The sequence below is a fragment of the Nocardia sp. CDC153 genome (genome assembly GCF_035818515.1).
In the GTDB taxonomy this organism is placed as follows: domain Bacteria; phylum Actinomycetota; class Actinomycetes; order Mycobacteriales; family Mycobacteriaceae; genus Nocardia.
Genome location: NZ_JAYKYU010000006.1, coordinates 108,024 through 122,565 on the forward strand (window position 1 = coordinate 108,024; position 14,542 = coordinate 122,565).

At 69.0% G+C, this 14,542-nt stretch carries 18 protein-coding genes; 6 read left to right on the forward strand and 12 right to left on the reverse strand.

Annotation, left to right across the window (positions count from 1 at the left end):
* Nucleotides 1–200 precede the first annotated feature (200 nt).
* Nucleotides 201–1,394, forward strand: a complete 1,194-nt coding sequence (locus VMT65_RS30765) for a lipase family protein (protein ID WP_326312021.1) — start codon at nucleotides 201–203, stop codon at nucleotides 1,392–1,394.
* Between the two features lie 24 nt (nucleotides 1,395–1,418).
* On the opposite strand, the gene VMT65_RS30770 is transcribed toward VMT65_RS30765, so the two are convergent.
* Entirely contained in the window at nucleotides 1,419–1,739 is a 321-nt protein-coding gene (locus VMT65_RS30770; protein WP_326312022.1) for an ArsR/SmtB family transcription factor, read from the reverse strand.
* 59 nt (nucleotides 1,740–1,798) lie between these two features.
* On the opposite strand from VMT65_RS30770, the gene VMT65_RS30775 reads away from it, so the two are divergent.
* The 3 genes from VMT65_RS30775 to VMT65_RS30785 all read left to right on the forward strand — a co-directional run bounded on the left by VMT65_RS30775 (nucleotide 1,799) and on the right by VMT65_RS30785 (nucleotide 4,538).
* A complete protein-coding gene (locus VMT65_RS30775) occupies nucleotides 1,799–2,140 on the forward strand; it encodes a putative quinol monooxygenase (protein WP_326312023.1) in 342 nt (113 codons plus the stop codon).
* Nucleotides 2,141–2,253: 113 nt separating this feature from the next.
* Nucleotides 2,254–2,637 carry a phage holin family protein gene (locus tag VMT65_RS30780; protein WP_326312024.1) on the forward strand — a complete coding sequence of 128 codons (384 nt, stop codon included), beginning with the start codon at nucleotides 2,254–2,256 and terminating at the stop codon, nucleotides 2,635–2,637.
* Nucleotides 2,634–4,538 (forward strand): potassium transporter Kup, encoded by a 1,905-nt coding sequence (locus VMT65_RS30785; RefSeq protein ID WP_326312025.1) that lies wholly within the window; start codon nucleotides 2,634–2,636, stop codon nucleotides 4,536–4,538. The genes VMT65_RS30780 and VMT65_RS30785 overlap by 4 nt, the downstream gene beginning before the upstream one ends.
* Here the strand turns inward: VMT65_RS30785 and VMT65_RS30790 are convergent.
* From VMT65_RS30790 to gvpJ, 8 genes are read right to left on the reverse strand one after another with little or no spacing between them, the layout of a single operon-like run.
* A complete protein-coding gene (locus VMT65_RS30790; RefSeq protein WP_326312026.1) occupies nucleotides 4,535–4,819 on the reverse strand; it encodes a gas vesicle protein K in 285 nt (94 codons plus the stop codon). The genes VMT65_RS30785 and VMT65_RS30790 overlap by 4 nt on opposite strands.
* Entirely contained in the window at nucleotides 4,816–5,004 is a 189-nt protein-coding gene (locus VMT65_RS30795) for a gas vesicle protein (RefSeq protein ID WP_326312027.1), read from the reverse strand. Before VMT65_RS30795 ends, VMT65_RS30790 begins: the two co-directional genes overlap by 4 nt.
* On the reverse strand, nucleotides 5,001–5,783 hold the full coding sequence (locus VMT65_RS30800; RefSeq protein WP_326312028.1) for a GvpL/GvpF family gas vesicle protein: 783 nt from the start codon (nucleotides 5,781–5,783) through the stop codon (nucleotides 5,001–5,003). The genes VMT65_RS30795 and VMT65_RS30800 overlap by 4 nt, the downstream gene beginning before the upstream one ends.
* Nucleotides 5,776–6,156 carry a gas vesicle protein gene (locus tag VMT65_RS30805; protein ID WP_326312029.1) on the reverse strand — a complete coding sequence of 127 codons (381 nt, stop codon included), beginning with the start codon at nucleotides 6,154–6,156 and terminating at the stop codon, nucleotides 5,776–5,778. The genes VMT65_RS30800 and VMT65_RS30805 overlap by 8 nt, the downstream gene beginning before the upstream one ends.
* The gene (gvpO, locus tag VMT65_RS30810; RefSeq protein ID WP_326312030.1) at nucleotides 6,153–6,488 is read right to left on the reverse strand and encodes a gas vesicle protein GvpO; all 336 of its coding nucleotides are present in this window, start codon (nucleotides 6,486–6,488) and stop codon (nucleotides 6,153–6,155) included. The genes VMT65_RS30805 and gvpO overlap by 4 nt, the downstream gene beginning before the upstream one ends.
* Nucleotides 6,478–6,717 carry a gas vesicle protein GvpG gene (locus VMT65_RS30815; protein WP_326312031.1) on the reverse strand — a complete coding sequence of 80 codons (240 nt, stop codon included), beginning with the start codon at nucleotides 6,715–6,717 and terminating at the stop codon, nucleotides 6,478–6,480. Before VMT65_RS30815 ends, gvpO begins: the two co-directional genes overlap by 11 nt.
* Complete coding sequence (locus VMT65_RS30820; protein ID WP_326312032.1) at nucleotides 6,714–7,505, reverse strand: GvpL/GvpF family gas vesicle protein; 792 nt, start codon at nucleotides 7,503–7,505, stop codon at nucleotides 6,714–6,716. The genes VMT65_RS30815 and VMT65_RS30820 overlap by 4 nt, the downstream gene beginning before the upstream one ends.
* The gene (gene gvpJ / locus VMT65_RS30825; protein ID WP_326312033.1) at nucleotides 7,502–7,990 is read right to left on the reverse strand and encodes a gas vesicle protein GvpJ; all 489 of its coding nucleotides are present in this window, start codon (nucleotides 7,988–7,990) and stop codon (nucleotides 7,502–7,504) included. The genes VMT65_RS30820 and gvpJ overlap by 4 nt, the downstream gene beginning before the upstream one ends.
* Nucleotides 7,991–8,166: 176 nt before the next feature.
* Here gvpJ and VMT65_RS30830 point away from each other — a divergent pair, with 176 nt between their 5' ends.
* The gene (locus VMT65_RS30830; RefSeq protein WP_326312034.1) at nucleotides 8,167–8,340 is read left to right on the forward strand and encodes a CsbD family protein; all 174 of its coding nucleotides are present in this window, start codon (nucleotides 8,167–8,169) and stop codon (nucleotides 8,338–8,340) included.
* 132 nt (nucleotides 8,341–8,472) lie between these two features.
* Nucleotides 8,473–13,032 carry a cation-translocating P-type ATPase gene (locus tag VMT65_RS30835; protein WP_326312035.1) on the forward strand — a complete coding sequence of 1,520 codons (4,560 nt, stop codon included), beginning with the start codon at nucleotides 8,473–8,475 and terminating at the stop codon, nucleotides 13,030–13,032.
* On the opposite strand, the gene VMT65_RS30840 is transcribed toward VMT65_RS30835, so the two are convergent.
* Genes VMT65_RS30840 through VMT65_RS30850 form a run of 3 tightly spaced genes read right to left on the reverse strand, consistent with a single transcriptional unit; the run spans nucleotide 12,944 to nucleotide 14,540 of the window.
* Entirely contained in the window at nucleotides 12,944–13,732 is a 789-nt protein-coding gene (locus tag VMT65_RS30840) for a metallophosphoesterase family protein (RefSeq protein WP_326312036.1), read from the reverse strand. The two genes, VMT65_RS30835 and VMT65_RS30840, sit on opposite strands and share 89 nt — an antisense overlap.
* The gene (locus VMT65_RS30845) at nucleotides 13,729–13,983 is read right to left on the reverse strand and encodes a BON domain-containing protein (protein WP_326312037.1); all 255 of its coding nucleotides are present in this window, start codon (nucleotides 13,981–13,983) and stop codon (nucleotides 13,729–13,731) included. The genes VMT65_RS30840 and VMT65_RS30845 overlap by 4 nt, the downstream gene beginning before the upstream one ends.
* Entirely contained in the window at nucleotides 13,980–14,540 is a 561-nt protein-coding gene (locus tag VMT65_RS30850; protein ID WP_326312038.1) for a nucleotidyltransferase family protein, read from the reverse strand. Before VMT65_RS30850 ends, VMT65_RS30845 begins: the two co-directional genes overlap by 4 nt.
* Nucleotides 14,541–14,542 lie beyond the last annotated feature (2 nt).

The following is a 14,542-nucleotide window of genomic DNA, read 5'->3' on the forward strand; positions in this document are numbered from 1 at the left end:
GAGCGATCAAGATCAGGTAGCTCTCCCCGCGGGAATCCGCCCGATTCCCCGCGGCACGAGCTCCCTGATCTTGTTGTGCCCACGGCTCGATGACAGTTTGTGCCTGATTTGTCCTGTTATCTGGACGGGTGGATTGGGTTCGCTGTAGCGTCACCACGCGATTCGCGAGTGATTTGCTGGGGTCGGGCCGAGGGTGAGGAATGGCGTTGTTCAAGGTGTCCGTCAGGGCGGTCGTGCTGGCGTTGAGTGTGGTGACGGCGGGGCTGGTGTGTGCTCCGGTGTCGGCTCAACCCCTTTATCCGACACAGGATCCCGATCCCTTCTACAGTCCGCCCGCCGACCTCGGGAGCCTGGCTCCGGGGGATGTAGTGCGGACCCGCCGGATCGATACCGGACTGTATGTGAGCACCGACGGCTGGCAGGTCGCATTCCGCAGCACGAACTCCGCGGGGCAGCCGATCCTCGGGATGACGACGGTGTTGCTCCCGAAGGGGGTGTCCAATCCGCCGCTGGTGTCCTATCAGGCATTGATCAATTCGCTGGGCGCGCAATGCAATCCGTCGCGCTCGCTGTTCAATGGCGAGCTGCAGGACGGCGCGGGCGCGATGCTGCCGATCGGGCGCGGCTGGGCGATCTCGCTGCCCGACTACCTGGGCCCGAATGTCGCGTACGGTGCCGCGAAGCTGAGCGGGATGGTGACCCTCGACAGCGTGAAGGCCGTGCGCAAGGCCACCGAGCTGGGCCTGACGAAATCGCCTGTGGCACTGGCCGGTTACTCCGGTGGCGGCATGGCGACCGCGTGGGCGGCGGCGTTGCAGCCGCAGTACGCCCCGGACCTGAAGCTGGACGCGGTCGTGGCGGGCGGGATTCCGGCGGATCTGGAGCAGATGGCCCTGGCGCTGGGCTTCGATCCGCATCCGGGTTTCGGGCTGGCCTTCGCCGCGGCCATGGGCCTGGAACGGGAGTATCCGGATCGGTTGCCGATCTCGGACCAGCTCAATGAAAACGGCCTCTGGTTCCGCGAATTCACCCACGACGCCTGCCGCCGCTTCCTGCTCTTCCACGGCGCGTTCCGCAGCGCGGACCAGATGGCGGCGTCCAAGAGCCTCATGGACAGCCCGGAGGCCCGCGCGGTCCTGCACGAGAACAGCCTGCGCGACTTCGGTGGCATTCCGACCGTGCCGACCTACTTCTGGCAGGGTCGCTACGACACCCTCACGGCGTTCGCCCCGGTCGCCGAGGTCGCGGACCGGTATTGCAAGGCCGGTGTGCCCCTGGTCTTCCGGCCGTACGACATCGCCGAGCACATGACCGCCGCCGTCGCGGGATTCGCGGATGCCTGGAGCTATGTCGAATCGCGCTTCCGTGGAGATCCGGCACCGTCGAATTGCTGATCGAGTGCCAGTAACGATCGCCGATCAGTTGCCTCGGCGTTCGTTCTCGGCGGTGAGCAATTCGATCAGGCCGGGGAAGCGCTGTGCCAGGTCGGCGCGGCGCAGCTGCGCCATATTGCTGTTGCCGCGATTGACCTGACGGATCAGCCCGGCCTGGCGGAGCACGCGAAAGTGGTGTGTCCGCGTGGCTTTCGACACCGGCAGGCCGAAGGAGCTGCAGAGTCGTTCGGCCCCTTCGGCATCGGCCAGCAGGGCCAGCACCACCGCCAGGCGGTGCTGGTCGGCCAGGGCCGCCAGTACCGCCCCGAGCTCCAGTCGATCCACGTCCGGCTCGTCGTCGGCCACGTCCACACCTCCTAGGTACGACTTGCATCGTACCTCAGTGGTCGCTACGGTCCCGAGGTATGACAGATTTCGTACCTCTCGATCGGACGCCCTTCGCTCTCATGGGCCTCGCCCACCCCAAACCCGAACGCGCCGAAGAACTGAAGGAGCTGCTGCTGTCCTTCGTCGCTCCCACCCGGGACGAGCCCGGCGCCCTCGAATACCACTTCCACGAGGACGCCGCCGACCCCTCGACCTTCGTCTTCTACGAGGTCTGGCGTTCCAAGGCCGACCTGGACCGCCACCTCGAACTTCCCCACATGCGCGAGTTCTGGGAACGCCGCATGGACTACCTGGAACGCGACCTCGACATTCGCTTCCTGTCGATGCACAGCCCGTACCCGCGACCGATCGCCGGGTAGGCCGGTCGGGCCGTGGCCTCCCCGGCGAGGCCATCCGGAGCGGCGCGCAGCGGTTTCCACTGAGCTCAGCGGGTATGTCGATGGCATCAAGCTGTCGACAGGGAAGTACGAGCATGGTGGAAATACCAGGGACGCAGGGATCGGGTGGGACGCCGTTTCCCGGACTCGGGACCGACCAGCTGGCCGGGCTGCTGCGGGAACAGGTGCGCCTGGCGCTGAGCGAGGCCGTCGGTCGGCTGCCGCGGTTCGGTCGGGCGGCCAAGTTGAAGGTGACCGCGGGGATCGTCGGGCTCTATGGCGGCGGCGCGCTGGTCGCGACCGTGATCCTGCTGCTGGCGTTGGCAATGCCCGCGTGGGTGGCGGCGCTCATCGTGGGCGTCGTGCTGGTGATCGTCGCGGCGGTGGTCCGGGCGATGGCCGATTCGCGCCAGCATCCGGAGTCGTCGCCGACACGCGCGAAATTCGTGTCGGGTGGGCCTGATTCGCCGAGACCGTGACCGACAGCCGCGATAGGGCGCGGCCGGGGCTGGTGATCGGTGCCCTCGGAGTCGTCTTCGGGGACATCGGCACCAGCCCGATCTATACCTTGCGGGCGGTTTTCGACCCCTCGGACCCCCACCCGGTGCCGGTGCGCCGCGAGAGCGTGTTCGGCGTGGTGTCGCTGATCTTCTGGTCGGTGTTGATCATCGTGACGGTCACCTATGTGCTGGTGGCCATGCGCGCCGACAATGACGGCGAGGGCGGGATCATGGCCCTCATCACGCAGGTGCGGCGTTGGGCGGTGCCGGGTCGGCGGCGGTTGGCCTTGACGCTGGCCGGGCTCGGAATCTTCGGTGCGGCATTGTTTTTCGGCGACAGCATGATCACCCCGGCGATTTCGGTGCTGTCCGCGGTCGAGGGATTGCAGATCGTCGCGCCGCCGCTGTCGCGGCTGGTGGTGCCGATCACCGCGGTGATCATCGTGGCGCTGTTCCTGTTCCAGCGGCGCGGGACCGCGACGGTCGGCCGCCTGTTCGGGCCGATCATGATCGCGTGGTTCCTGACCATCGGCACCTGCGGGGTGGCCGGGATCGCCCGCAATCCCGGGATTCTGCGGGCCCTGTCGCCGACGTACGCGCTCGGCTTTCTGGCCGGACATCTCGGGGTGGCGTTCTTCGCGTTGGCGGCCGTCGTGCTGGCGGTGACGGGCGCGGAGGCGCTGTACGCGGATCTCGGACACTTCGGCCGCCGATCCATCACGCGCGCTTGGCTTTTCCTCGTCTTCCCGGCGTGCGTGCTGAGCTATCTCGGGCAGGGCGCGCTGCTGACCGCCCACCCGGAGCACGTGTCGAGCCCGTTTTTCCTGCTGGTGCCGAGCTGGGCGCGGCTGCCGATCGTGGTCTTGGCCACCGTCGCGACGGTGATCGCCTCGCAGGCGGTCATCACCGGCGCGTACTCGGTCGCGCAGCAGGCGGCGCGGATCGATTATCTGCCGCGCCTGCGCATCGTCCACACCTCCGAGGAGACGGCCGGGCAGATCTACGTGCCGTGGATCAACTGGCTGCTGATGGTCTCGGTGCTCACCCTCGTCTTCGCCTTCCGCTCCTCGACCGCGCTGGCCTTCGCCTTCGGCATGGCGGTCACCTGCACCATCAGCATCACCACGCTGCTGCTGGCGTATCTGGCGCACGCGAAATGGCGAAAACCGCTGTGGCTCATCGCCTGTGCGACGGTGCCGCTGCTCATGGTCGACCTGTCGTTCGTGGCCGCCAATCTCACCAAGCTGACCCACGGCGCGTGGCTGCCGCTGCTGGTCGGGATCGTCGCGTTCACGATCATGACCACCTGGCAGCGCGGGCGCAAGGTGGTACATGCCGAGCGGGAACGCCGGGAGGGCTCACTGCGTGAGTTCATCGACGAACTGCGAGAAGGCGATTCGACGCCGGCCATCGTGGACGGCACCGCCATCTTCCTCAATCGCAGCAAGGAGACCGTGCCGCTGGCGCTGCGGTCCAATGTCGAGAACAATCACGTCCGGCATCGGCATATCGTGATCCTGTCGGTGGAAACCGAATCGGTGCCGCGGATTCCGGAATCCGATCGGGTCCGCATCGACCATCTGGGATACAGCGACGACGGGATCATTCACGTCGCCGTCCGGGTCGGCTACCTGGATACGCCCGATGTGCCCGCCGCGCTCGCCCTGCTCGATCCGGAGGAGACCGAGGGCAAGCTCGACCTGGACAACGCCACGTACTTTCTGTCCGAAGTGGAGCTGCGTCCAGGGCCGGACAAAGCCCTGTCACGATGGCGCAGAAACCTTTTCATCGCGACCACCTACCTCTCGGCCGACGCCACCGACCACTTCCGGCTGCCGCGCGATCGCACGGTGATCATGGGTTCGCGCATCGAGATCTAGAGATCGCGAGGGAGCAGGGTGCCCAGCGGGCCGAGATCGATATTGAGGTCCTCCGGGGCCAGATCGAAGTGCTCACGCAACTCGTCCATGGCTTCGGACAAACGCATGAGAGTCGTTCCCACCTTGTCGATCTGGTCGTCGGTCAGCCCGCCCGCCTCCATGCGCCGCACGGCCTGCCGCTCCATGAGCTGACGCAGCAGCTCGACAATGGTGAGCACCAGGGTGGCCAGACCGCGTTCCACCCCTTCGGGGTCCAGTTCGATGCGCGCGGAGTCGGTCACTGTTCGATCAGGGCCGCGGCCGAGGCGATGAGGGTGCGCAGGGAGATGCGCACCAGTTCGACATCGGCGATGGACAGGGTGATGTCGCCCGAGATGACCACGCCACCGGCCAGCACTCGATCGAGCAGGTCGATGAGCGCGACATCGCGATTGTCGCGCAGGTCGGGCTCGTGGGCGGCGGTCACAACTCACCTGCCGCGCCGACGAAGGTGTAGGGCGGCCACGGGCCGGAGCGTTCGATCACCAGCAGCTCGTGGTCGTCGAATTCCTGTGCCGCCGCGAGGAAATCGGCGGCCTTGGACATGTCGACCAGATAAGCGGCGTTCAGCACCAGGTGGGCGCGCCGTCCGGTGAGAGTGGAGTCCGTCGACGGACGGCAGCGAGCCGCGACCGCGTGTCGGCACAGGGCACGGAACATGGTCGAAGCGGCGAGCTCGGCGGACGCGAGGTCGGTTCGGTTGCGCTGCAGGGCATCTCGACGCTGCCGAAGGTAGTCGGCACCGGAGGCGGGGCGCGGCCGGTCGTCGTTGTCGCCGGGCGGGCGCAGATAGGCGCGCACGCCCCACTCCGCGCGCCCCTCGACCAGTGCCAGGGCCGTGCGGAAATCCTGGTGGCGCTCGATCAGCAGCCGCCGGACACTGCCCTCGTCGCGGCAGAGCACCGCGAGCCGGATGGGAATGACCGGACGCTCCTGCGCCGCGGCCCCGATGACCGCGTGGTGGGCGCGCGCGGCGTCGGCCAGCCAGTCGAAATCATTGAGATTGCGTTCCAGGGCGGCGGAATTGAACTGGCGCAGGGGAACCGAGCCGACCACCGCGGCCAGCCCGCCCGCGCAGACACACCGCACCGGCTCGTTGCTCACGCCGGTGACCTCGGGTGCGGGTGCGTTGCCATCACGGATGGCGTACATCCACAGCGCGGTCCCGGTATCCACCGCGGCATCGACCGCGGTCTCGCTAGTCATCCTCGGCCTCCGGTTGTTTCGCCTCGAGTTCGGCCAGGCGTCGACGCAGTCGCTCGTTCTCCGACCAGAGTTCGGCCTCGGTGCCCCCGTCGAGACTCCGCTGTCCGTCCTTGCCCCCGACCGCGCGGTCGCCGCGCAGCCACGGATCCTGTTCCCACCAATCGATTCCCACCTCGCGCGCGGTCTCGAGCGATGCGATGACCAGCCGCAGTTTGATGGTGAGCAGCTCGATATCGAGCAGGTTCACCCGAATATCGCCCGCGATGACCAGGCCCTTGTCGAGCACCCTTTCGAGGATGTCGCCGAGATTGGCGGGTTCGGATCCGCTGCGCGCGGCCGGGCGCGCGGAGAACCGCTCCGACGGCAGCGTCATCGCCGATCATCCCCGATCGAGCAGCGCTGTCCGCGTCGAATCCGACTGTAGGACAGCAGATCCCCGGTCTCCGACAGATCCAGGCGGTAGAGCGCCAAGACGTCGGCAGAGGAGGGGATGTGGGTCTCTTCCAGCACCTCGACCTCGACGGTCCACCCGTGCTCGGCGGGCCGCGAGGCGGTCGCGCCGAGCACGGACTGTCCGGTCAGCTGGGCGATGAGCCGCACACCCACGGTGGCGGCGTCGGCGGCCGAGAGTCTGCCGTTCTCCTTGGCGGCGTCCGAGCCTTTCGAGCCCGAACTCCTTGCCCGAGAACGTTGTTCATCCGCCATGCGACTCGCCTCCGCGATGTAGCGCCCGATTCAGCACCTGCTGTTCCCGCCGCTGGTACTCCTCGGGGTCGAGGCGGCCCTCCGCCCGCAGGCGTTGCAGATCGTCGAGTTCCCGCCGCAGCGACGGCATGCTGTAGAGCTGTCGGTCCGCCTCGTCGGCGATCACCCGGGCCAGGGCCACAACGCCTTTGAGCGGCAGCAGCGGGAGGGACAGCAGGGTGCCGATCATTGGTTGTCCGTCGCTTCCACCGACATGAAGTCCCAGGCCGCGAGCGGTCCGACGACGCGCAGCACCACCCGGTTGTTCCACTGCTTGCTCAGCTGATCGGCGATGTGCACCAGATCCTTCTCCTTGTCCAGGGGCAGCAGGACCGCGATGGCGGCGACCTCCTGCTCGTGGGTGGGCGGGCGCAGCACCAGCTCATTGGTCAACTCGCTCAACGCGTTCACCATCACCGTGGTGTCGGTCTCGCGCTTCTGCTCGAGATCGGCGTTGATGGTCTCGCCCAGCGCCAGGCTGATGTCGCGGCCGGCCTCCGGCGGTGCGCTGCGCAGGGTTTCGCTCAGCGCGGCGGCCTGCTGATCCTCCTGCAGGATCTCGCGCAGCACGGTCTCCTCGACGTACTGCCCGATCACCAGGTATTCGGCCAGCCCCTTCAGATCCTCGAGCGCGGTACCGAACTTCTTCTCATTGGGTTCCAGCAGCCCGGACTCCACCGCGGCCTCGTCCTCGAGCGCCGCACCGAAGCGGATGGGGATGATCGCTGTGTCGCTGACCATCTCGTCCACCACCCGGGAGAAGCCCTGCAGATCCTCGGCCCGGTCCAGCGGCTCGTCCAGCGGCACCTCGCTCACCAGCGCGGCGATCCGGCCGTGCGGGATGGTGCGCACCGGGGCCGGGGCGCGCCCGACGCCGTGGCCCTTGGGCTTGGCGTCCGCGGGCACGATGCCGTACAGCAGCAGCGCGGTATTCGAACTCGCCTGTGTGCGTGCGGTTTCCGACTGTGACTCGGTCATGACTGGCTCCTGCGGCGTGACGTGGACCGCGACTTCGGCTGCTCTTCTTCGGCCTCGGGCTCCTGTTCACCCTTGCCCTGCCCGAGCGCGCCGAGAATCTGCTGCCCGGCCTGCTCGAGAATCTTCTGGGTATCCTGGCCGCCCTCGGACAGCTGCTTGGTGACCGATTCGATGGCATCCTTGGCCGCCGAGGACTTGCCGCCGGAGGCGACATCCTTGACGACGTCGGGCAACCCGGGCTTCTGGTCCTGCGCCGAGATGTCGAGGCGGTTGACCGCCTCGGCGAAACGCAGGTAGGTGTCGACGCTGGCCACGACCACGCGCGCGTCGATGGTCAGGATCTCGATGCCGACCAGCGACACACGCACGTACGCGTCGATCACGAGGCCCTTGTCCAGGATCGTGTCGAGGACCTCGGCCAGGCTGCTGGCATTGGGTCTGCCGACTCCGCCACCGCCGCCGCGGGGCTGTAGTGCGGTTGTCATAGGAACTCTCTCTCCTTGTTCCTTGTACTTGCTCCTATCGCTCGCCTACCCGCTCGTCGGTCGAACATGCGCCAAACCCCGGTTTTGTCAGTCTGTTTCGGTGTTGCCCACCCGGGTAGGCGAAGGACGGGGTCGAGGCGACGGCCCCTCGCTCCGCTCGATCGGAAGGAAACGACATGAGCGCAACGGACAAGGCCAAGAACAAGGCCGACGAACTCGCCGGTAAGGCGCAGGAGAAGCTCGGCAAGGTCACCGGTAACGAGGACCGTGAGGCGTCCGGCAAGGCCCGCCAGACCAAGAATCAGGTCAAGGACGCGGGCGAGAAGGTCAAGGACGCTTTCCGGGATTGATCCCGCGATCGCGTGCCCGGGCGCCGAAGGGTGCCCGGGCACCGCTCTGTTCAGGGGCGGGTCGATGCTGTTCGGGTGCGAGTCGGGGCACGGGCACGGTTTGCGTCCGCATATCCCGGGTAGCTGCGAAACATGATCCCCTCCCTGATCAACAATGGCTTGGCGCTCGCGAAAGCGACTCTGGCACTGCCGATTCGTGTGCTGGAGACCGGTGTTTCACTGGCGAGTACGGGAATCGAGACCGCCGGTGCGGGATTCGAGGCCGTCGCGCCCGAGGCGGTGCGGCGGCTGCGCGACGATCTCGTCACGCTGGCGGACCTGCGGACCGAGCGCACGCAGCGGCGGGTCGCGGTCGGGACCGATCGCGCCGCGGTGGAGGTGCGCGGACTGACCTCACCGGAGGCCGGGCGGGTGCTCGAGGCGCTGGAGGAGCGGCTCGAGCACACCGACGCGGTGCGATGGTGGCGCGTCAATGCGGTGACCGGGCGCGTGGTGGCGGGTCTGTCCGATATCGAGTCCGAGTTGCCGGAGCTGCTGGACGCGGTCGAGGCGGTGGAGGATGACGCCGAGGTCGCCGAGCAGACATGGGACCGGTCGGTCGAACATCCAGCGGATCGGGAACCCGTGGTGGCGGCCGGAATCCAGCTCGCCGCCGATATCGCGGCCATCGGCCTGGCGGCCAGCGGAGCGCTGCTGCCCTTCGACGCTTCCGCGCGATTGCTGCGCGGTGTCGCGCTCTTGGCCGACAATCAGCCGCGGCTGCGCGAACAGCTCGAGGCGCGGCTCGGACGGGTGCGCACGGATGTGGTGCTGACCCTGGCGAGCGCCATCGGCAGCGCGGCCGCCGAGAGCGTGGCCAAACTGGCCGTCGATGCCGCGCAACGCGGGTTCCTGTTCGTGGAGGCCAGCAGTTCCTACGCGCGCTGGGGCGACTGGGAGGCCGAGCTCGCCGGAAAGGCGCAATCCCCGGTCCGCGAACCCCTGCCGCGCCGCGAGCGACCGGTCGAGATCCCGGCGGGGCCGGTGGAACGCGTCGCCGACGAGACCGCCACCGGAAGTCTGCTCGGCACACTGGCTTTCGCGGGCGGCACCCGATTCTCCGACGCCATCGACGCCCTGGAACTGGGTGCGCCCAAGGCGGCCCGCGCCAGCCGCGAGGCCTTCGCCGCGACCGTCTCGACCGCGCTTTCCCGCGCCGGGGTGCTCACCCTGCACCCTGGCGTGTGGCGACGCCTGGACCGACTCAGCGCCGTGGTGATCGACGGCGAAGCGCTGCTCACCGATCGGCGCGTGGTGCTCGAGGCCGACCCCGACGAGGGGGCGGCGGCGGAGCTGTGGCGGCTCGCGCAGCGCGCACTCAGAAGCACTGAGCGGCAGGAGGATTCGGACGAGGAATCGCCTCGGCTGGTGCATCCGGGCAGTGGGACGCCGGATCGGGGGATGACGCGGAGGCCGGTGTGGCGGGAAGTGCGAGTGGGGGAGCGGGTGCTCGGGCGGGTGTTGATCGGGCGGGAGATGGATCGGCGGGCGCAGGCGTTGTTGGAGTCGGCGCGGGCCGCGGGGGTGCGGGTCATTCTGTCCGCGCATCAGGATCTGCGCGAATTGCGGTCGCTGGCCGATGAATTCGTGCCGGGGGAGGTCTCGACCAGCAAGCTGGTCGACGATCTGCAACGGGACGGGCAGGTGGTCGCGGTGCTCGCGGCGCGGTCGTTCAAGGCGTTGGATTGGGCCGATGTGTCGATCGGGCTGGCCCGCGGGGAGAACGGGGAACTGAAGGTGCCGTGGAGCGCGGACGCGGTGTGCCGGGATCTGGCTCAGGTGCAACGGATTCTGGCGGTGGTCCCGGCGGCGCGGCAGGTCAGTGAGCGGGCCCGGGTGCTGGCGCTGTCGGCGACCGCGTTGGGCGGGTTGATGTTGGCGGTGACGCCGCGTGGGGGACCGTCCGCGCCGCTGCTCGCGGCGAATGTCGCCGGGCTGCTGAACGGCGCGGCCACCGGGTGGCGGGTAGCGCGGGGCGCTCCGGCCGGGCCGGTCGCGCCGCTGCTGCCCTGGCATGCCCTCGGCGGTGACGAGGTGCTGGACCGACTGCCCGCGCCACCGGCGCTCGAAGACCGAGAGGAAGAGGAAAACCCCTCGCACACCGGTCTTTTGAAGCCCCTCGCCTCCGTCGCGGACTTCGCCGGGCATATGCGGCGCGAACTCGCCGACCCCTTGACGCCGCTGCTCGGCGTCGGTGCGCTGGCCACCGCGATTCTCGGATCACCGTCGGATGCCGTGCTGCTCTCGTCGGTGCTCACCGTGAACGCCATGGTGTCCGCGCGGCAACGGCAGCGGGCCGAACGCGCGCTGCACAGCCTGATGGAACGCGAGCAGACGATCGGACGGTTGATCGCACGCGCGGACCGCGACCGGCCCGACCCGGACGAAACCGTGGTCCCGGCAAGCCTGTTGGAGGTCGGCGATCTCATCGCGCTGCACGCGGGCGATGTGATTCCCGCCGACGGCCGCCTGCTGCGCGCCGACGAACTCGAGGTCGACGAATCCGGGCTGACCGGCGAATCGGTGACGGTCGACAAGCAGACCGCCGCCACACCCGGTGCGGTGCTGGGGGATCGGGCCTGCATGGTCTTCGAGGGCTCGACCGTGGTCAATGGCGACGGGCTGGCCGTCGTGGTGGCCACCGGCGCGGACACCCAGGCCGGACGGGCCACGGCCGGGGCACGGCCACCCGAAAAGACCGGTGTCCAAGCACAATTGCGGGAACTGACCGATCGCGCGCTGCCGCTCACCCTCGCCGGGGGCTCGGTGGTGACGCTGCTCGGCGGGCTGCGCGGCCGGGTGCTGCGCCAGGCCATCGCCGACGGTGTCGCGGTCGCGGTGGCGGCGGTGCCCGAGGGGCTGCCGCTGGTGGCCACGGTGGCGCAGCTGGCGGCCGCGCGACGGCTCTCGCGCTACGGAGTCCTGGTGCGCGCCAGCCGAACCGTGGAGGCGCTGGGCCGGGTGGACACCGTGTGCTTCGACAAGACCGGTACCCTGACCCACGGCAAGCTACGGCTCACCGCGCTCGCGGACCTGGACCGGCAGTTCGAGGCGGACGCCGACTCGGCCGACGCGCGCCGGTTGCTGCGCGCGGCGGCCCGGGCCTGCCCGGATCCGCACGACGGGCCGGTGCATCACGCGACGGATCGCGCGGTGCTCGATGCCGCGCACGAGATTCTCGGCACCGACTCCCATCCCTGGGACCCCATCGAAGAAGTGCCGTTCGAATCGAATCGCGGCTACGCGGCCGCCCTGGGCAAGACACGTCATCGGTTGCGGTTGGTCGTCAAGGGCGCGCCTGAGGTCGTGCTCCCGCACTGCACGGGATTTCGGACGTCCGAGGGGGAGACGAGCCCCCTCGACCAGCAAGGGCGGGAGCGGGCCAAGCGGGCCGTGCTCGAGCTCGCCGAACAGGGGCTGCGGGTGCTGGTCGTGGCGCGTCGCGAATTCTCCACGGCACCCGAGGATGTCGAGACGGCCTTCGGGGATCTGACCCTGCTCGGGCTGCTCGGGCTCGCCGACACCCCGCGCCCGCACAGCGTCGCCCTGGTCAATGCCTTGCAGGACAACGATATTCGGGTCCGCATGATCACCGGGGATCATCCGGTCACCGCCGCGGCCGTGGCACGCCAGCTCGGCATCCCCGCCGACGGTGTCACCACCGGCGCGGACCTCGATCGCCTCGACGAATCCGGCCAGACCGAACTCATCGAACGCAGTGCGGTGTTCGCGCGGGTGAACCCGGAACACAAGGTGCGCATCGTCTCGGCCCTGCGCCGCCGCGGGCACACCGTCGCCATGACCGGCGACGGGTCCAACGACGCCGCCGCCATTCGCACCGCCGACGTCGGAATCGGCATGGCGGCACAGGGTTCCGTCGCCGCCCGCAACGCCGCCGACCTCGTCCTCACCCGCACCGAGCCCTTGGCATTGTTGGACGCCCTGGCCGAGGGTCGGGGCATGTGGCGGCGGGTCACCGACGCCGTCGGGGTGCTCGTCGGCGGCAATGCCGGAGAAGTCGGGTTCACTCTCTACGGCACCGCGGTGAGCGGGCAGGCGCCCATTGGCACCCGTCAATTCCTGCTGGTGAACATGCTCACGGACATGTTCCCGGCATTGGCATTGGCGTTGTCGCGCAGCGGGTCCGGCCCGGCCGACGATCCGGACGTCGACGAGGAGACCCGGGCGCGGCACCGGGCCCAGGAGCTCGCCGAGATCCCGCGCGCCAATCTGGGCGCGGACCTGCCGCGGGCCCTGGCGGTACGTGGAATAGCCACGGGCACGGCCGCTTCGGTGGCCTGGACCATCGGCCGCTACACCGGCACCCAACGCCGGGCCGCCACCATCGGCCTGGTCGCGCTCATTTCGACCCAGCTCGGTCAGACCCTGCTGGCGGCGCGGACCAGCCCGCTGATCTGGCTCACCACCGTGGCCAGCGGCACCGTGCTCGGCGCGGTGGTCATGACGCCGGGACTGTGCACCTACTTCGGTTGCCGGCCACTGGGGCCGGTGGGATGGACCATCGCCTTGGGGTCGGCGGCCACGGCCAGCGCGCTGACGCTGGTCAGGATTCCGTCGACCCGCGACGACCGGACCGACCCGCGGTCAGCGGACGCGGAACTCGCCGCGGATTCTGAACTCGCCGTGGATTGATGCGGTAGAGGGCGTAGGCGGCGCGGATCACCGGCTGGGCGACATTGCGGACGCGAATGCCGCCCGGCGTCGCGCCGTGCTCGGTGCCCGCGTGCGCGTGACCGTGCACGGCCAGATCGGTGTCGGCGCTGTCGATTGCCTCGGCCAGCAGATAGGAACCCAGGAACGGGTAGATCTCGCGCGGCTCGCCACGCAGGGTGTCGGGCGTGGGGGAGTAGTGGGTCAGGGCGACCTTGATATCGGTGTGCAGGCTGTCCAGACCGGTGCGCAGCGACTCCGCCAGCGCCATGGTGCGGCCGATGAAGTCGCGCATCATGCGTTCGCCGAAGGCGCTGCCGGAGTGCCCGGCGAAACCGCCGCCGAAACCGATGGTGCCCGCGATGCCCAGGGACACGCCCTTCACGTCGAGGGTGACGGTGGTCCCTTCCAGGACGAGAATGCCACTGTCGCACAGGGTTCGGGCCACGGCCTCGGGTGCGTCGCCGTGATGGTCGTGATTGCCGAGGACGGCCACCACCGGGATGCCCAGATCACCGAATTCGTCGGCGACGACCCGCGCCTCCTCGACGGTGCCGCAGCGGGTGAGGTCCCCGGCCAGCAACAGCACATCGGCGCGGCCGGGCAGCTGGGCCAGGGCCGGGCGGAACAGGCCGCGGGAGTCGCTGCCCAGATGGACGTCCCCGACCGCCGCGATCCTCATTCGCCCAACGCCTCGACAATGTGCGGCGGCGTCGGCGGCGACACTTGGATGTCGTTGTGCACGGCGAAACCCGGAAGTGTCTCGCGCACCACCTCTTCGATGTGGTCGCGGCCCTCGTCACTGGTCACCCGCCCGGCCAGCGACACCACCAGCCCCTCGACCGCCACCTCGATCCCGAGTTCGGCGGTGCGGGCGTCCTCGTGCAGGACACGGCGCAGGCGGGCGACGAGGTATTCGGCGCTGTTGTTCATCGGGTGGGCTCCTCGATCACACGCAGATCGGCCAGCAGGCCGAGAAAGGCTCGGGCATAAGGGGAATGGCTGGTCTGCTCGCGGACCTGCGCCCAGTCGACCTGCTCGCGCAGATCGCGGGCGATGCGCAGCAGCGGGCTCAGGTCGAGCCGGTGCGCGTCGAAGACGAGCAGTTTGTCGATGATCAGGTCGGTGGCGCTGACCACCGGGGCGACCGTGGGGCCGATGCGCATGACCTCGGCGCGGTCCAGCAGTTCGTCGGTGACCTCGCGATAGTTGGGGCGAAAGATCAGATCGACCAGGGTGTCGCCCGCATAGGCCTTGGTGAGCCAGTCCTCCGGCGGCTCGGAGAGCCGTAATCCGGCGCGCACCAAGGCCGTTCGCGCGCGCCCGATGTCCTCGGGCTTGATGAACAGGTCGACGTCGTGGTCGGAAATGGGTCCGCCACGGGCGTAAACGGCGCAGCCGCCCGCCACCGCGAACCGAATGTCGGTCTCCGCCAAGGTGTTCACCGCACGCGTGAGCGCGTGCAGCAGTTCGTCGATGGAGGCGGCCATCT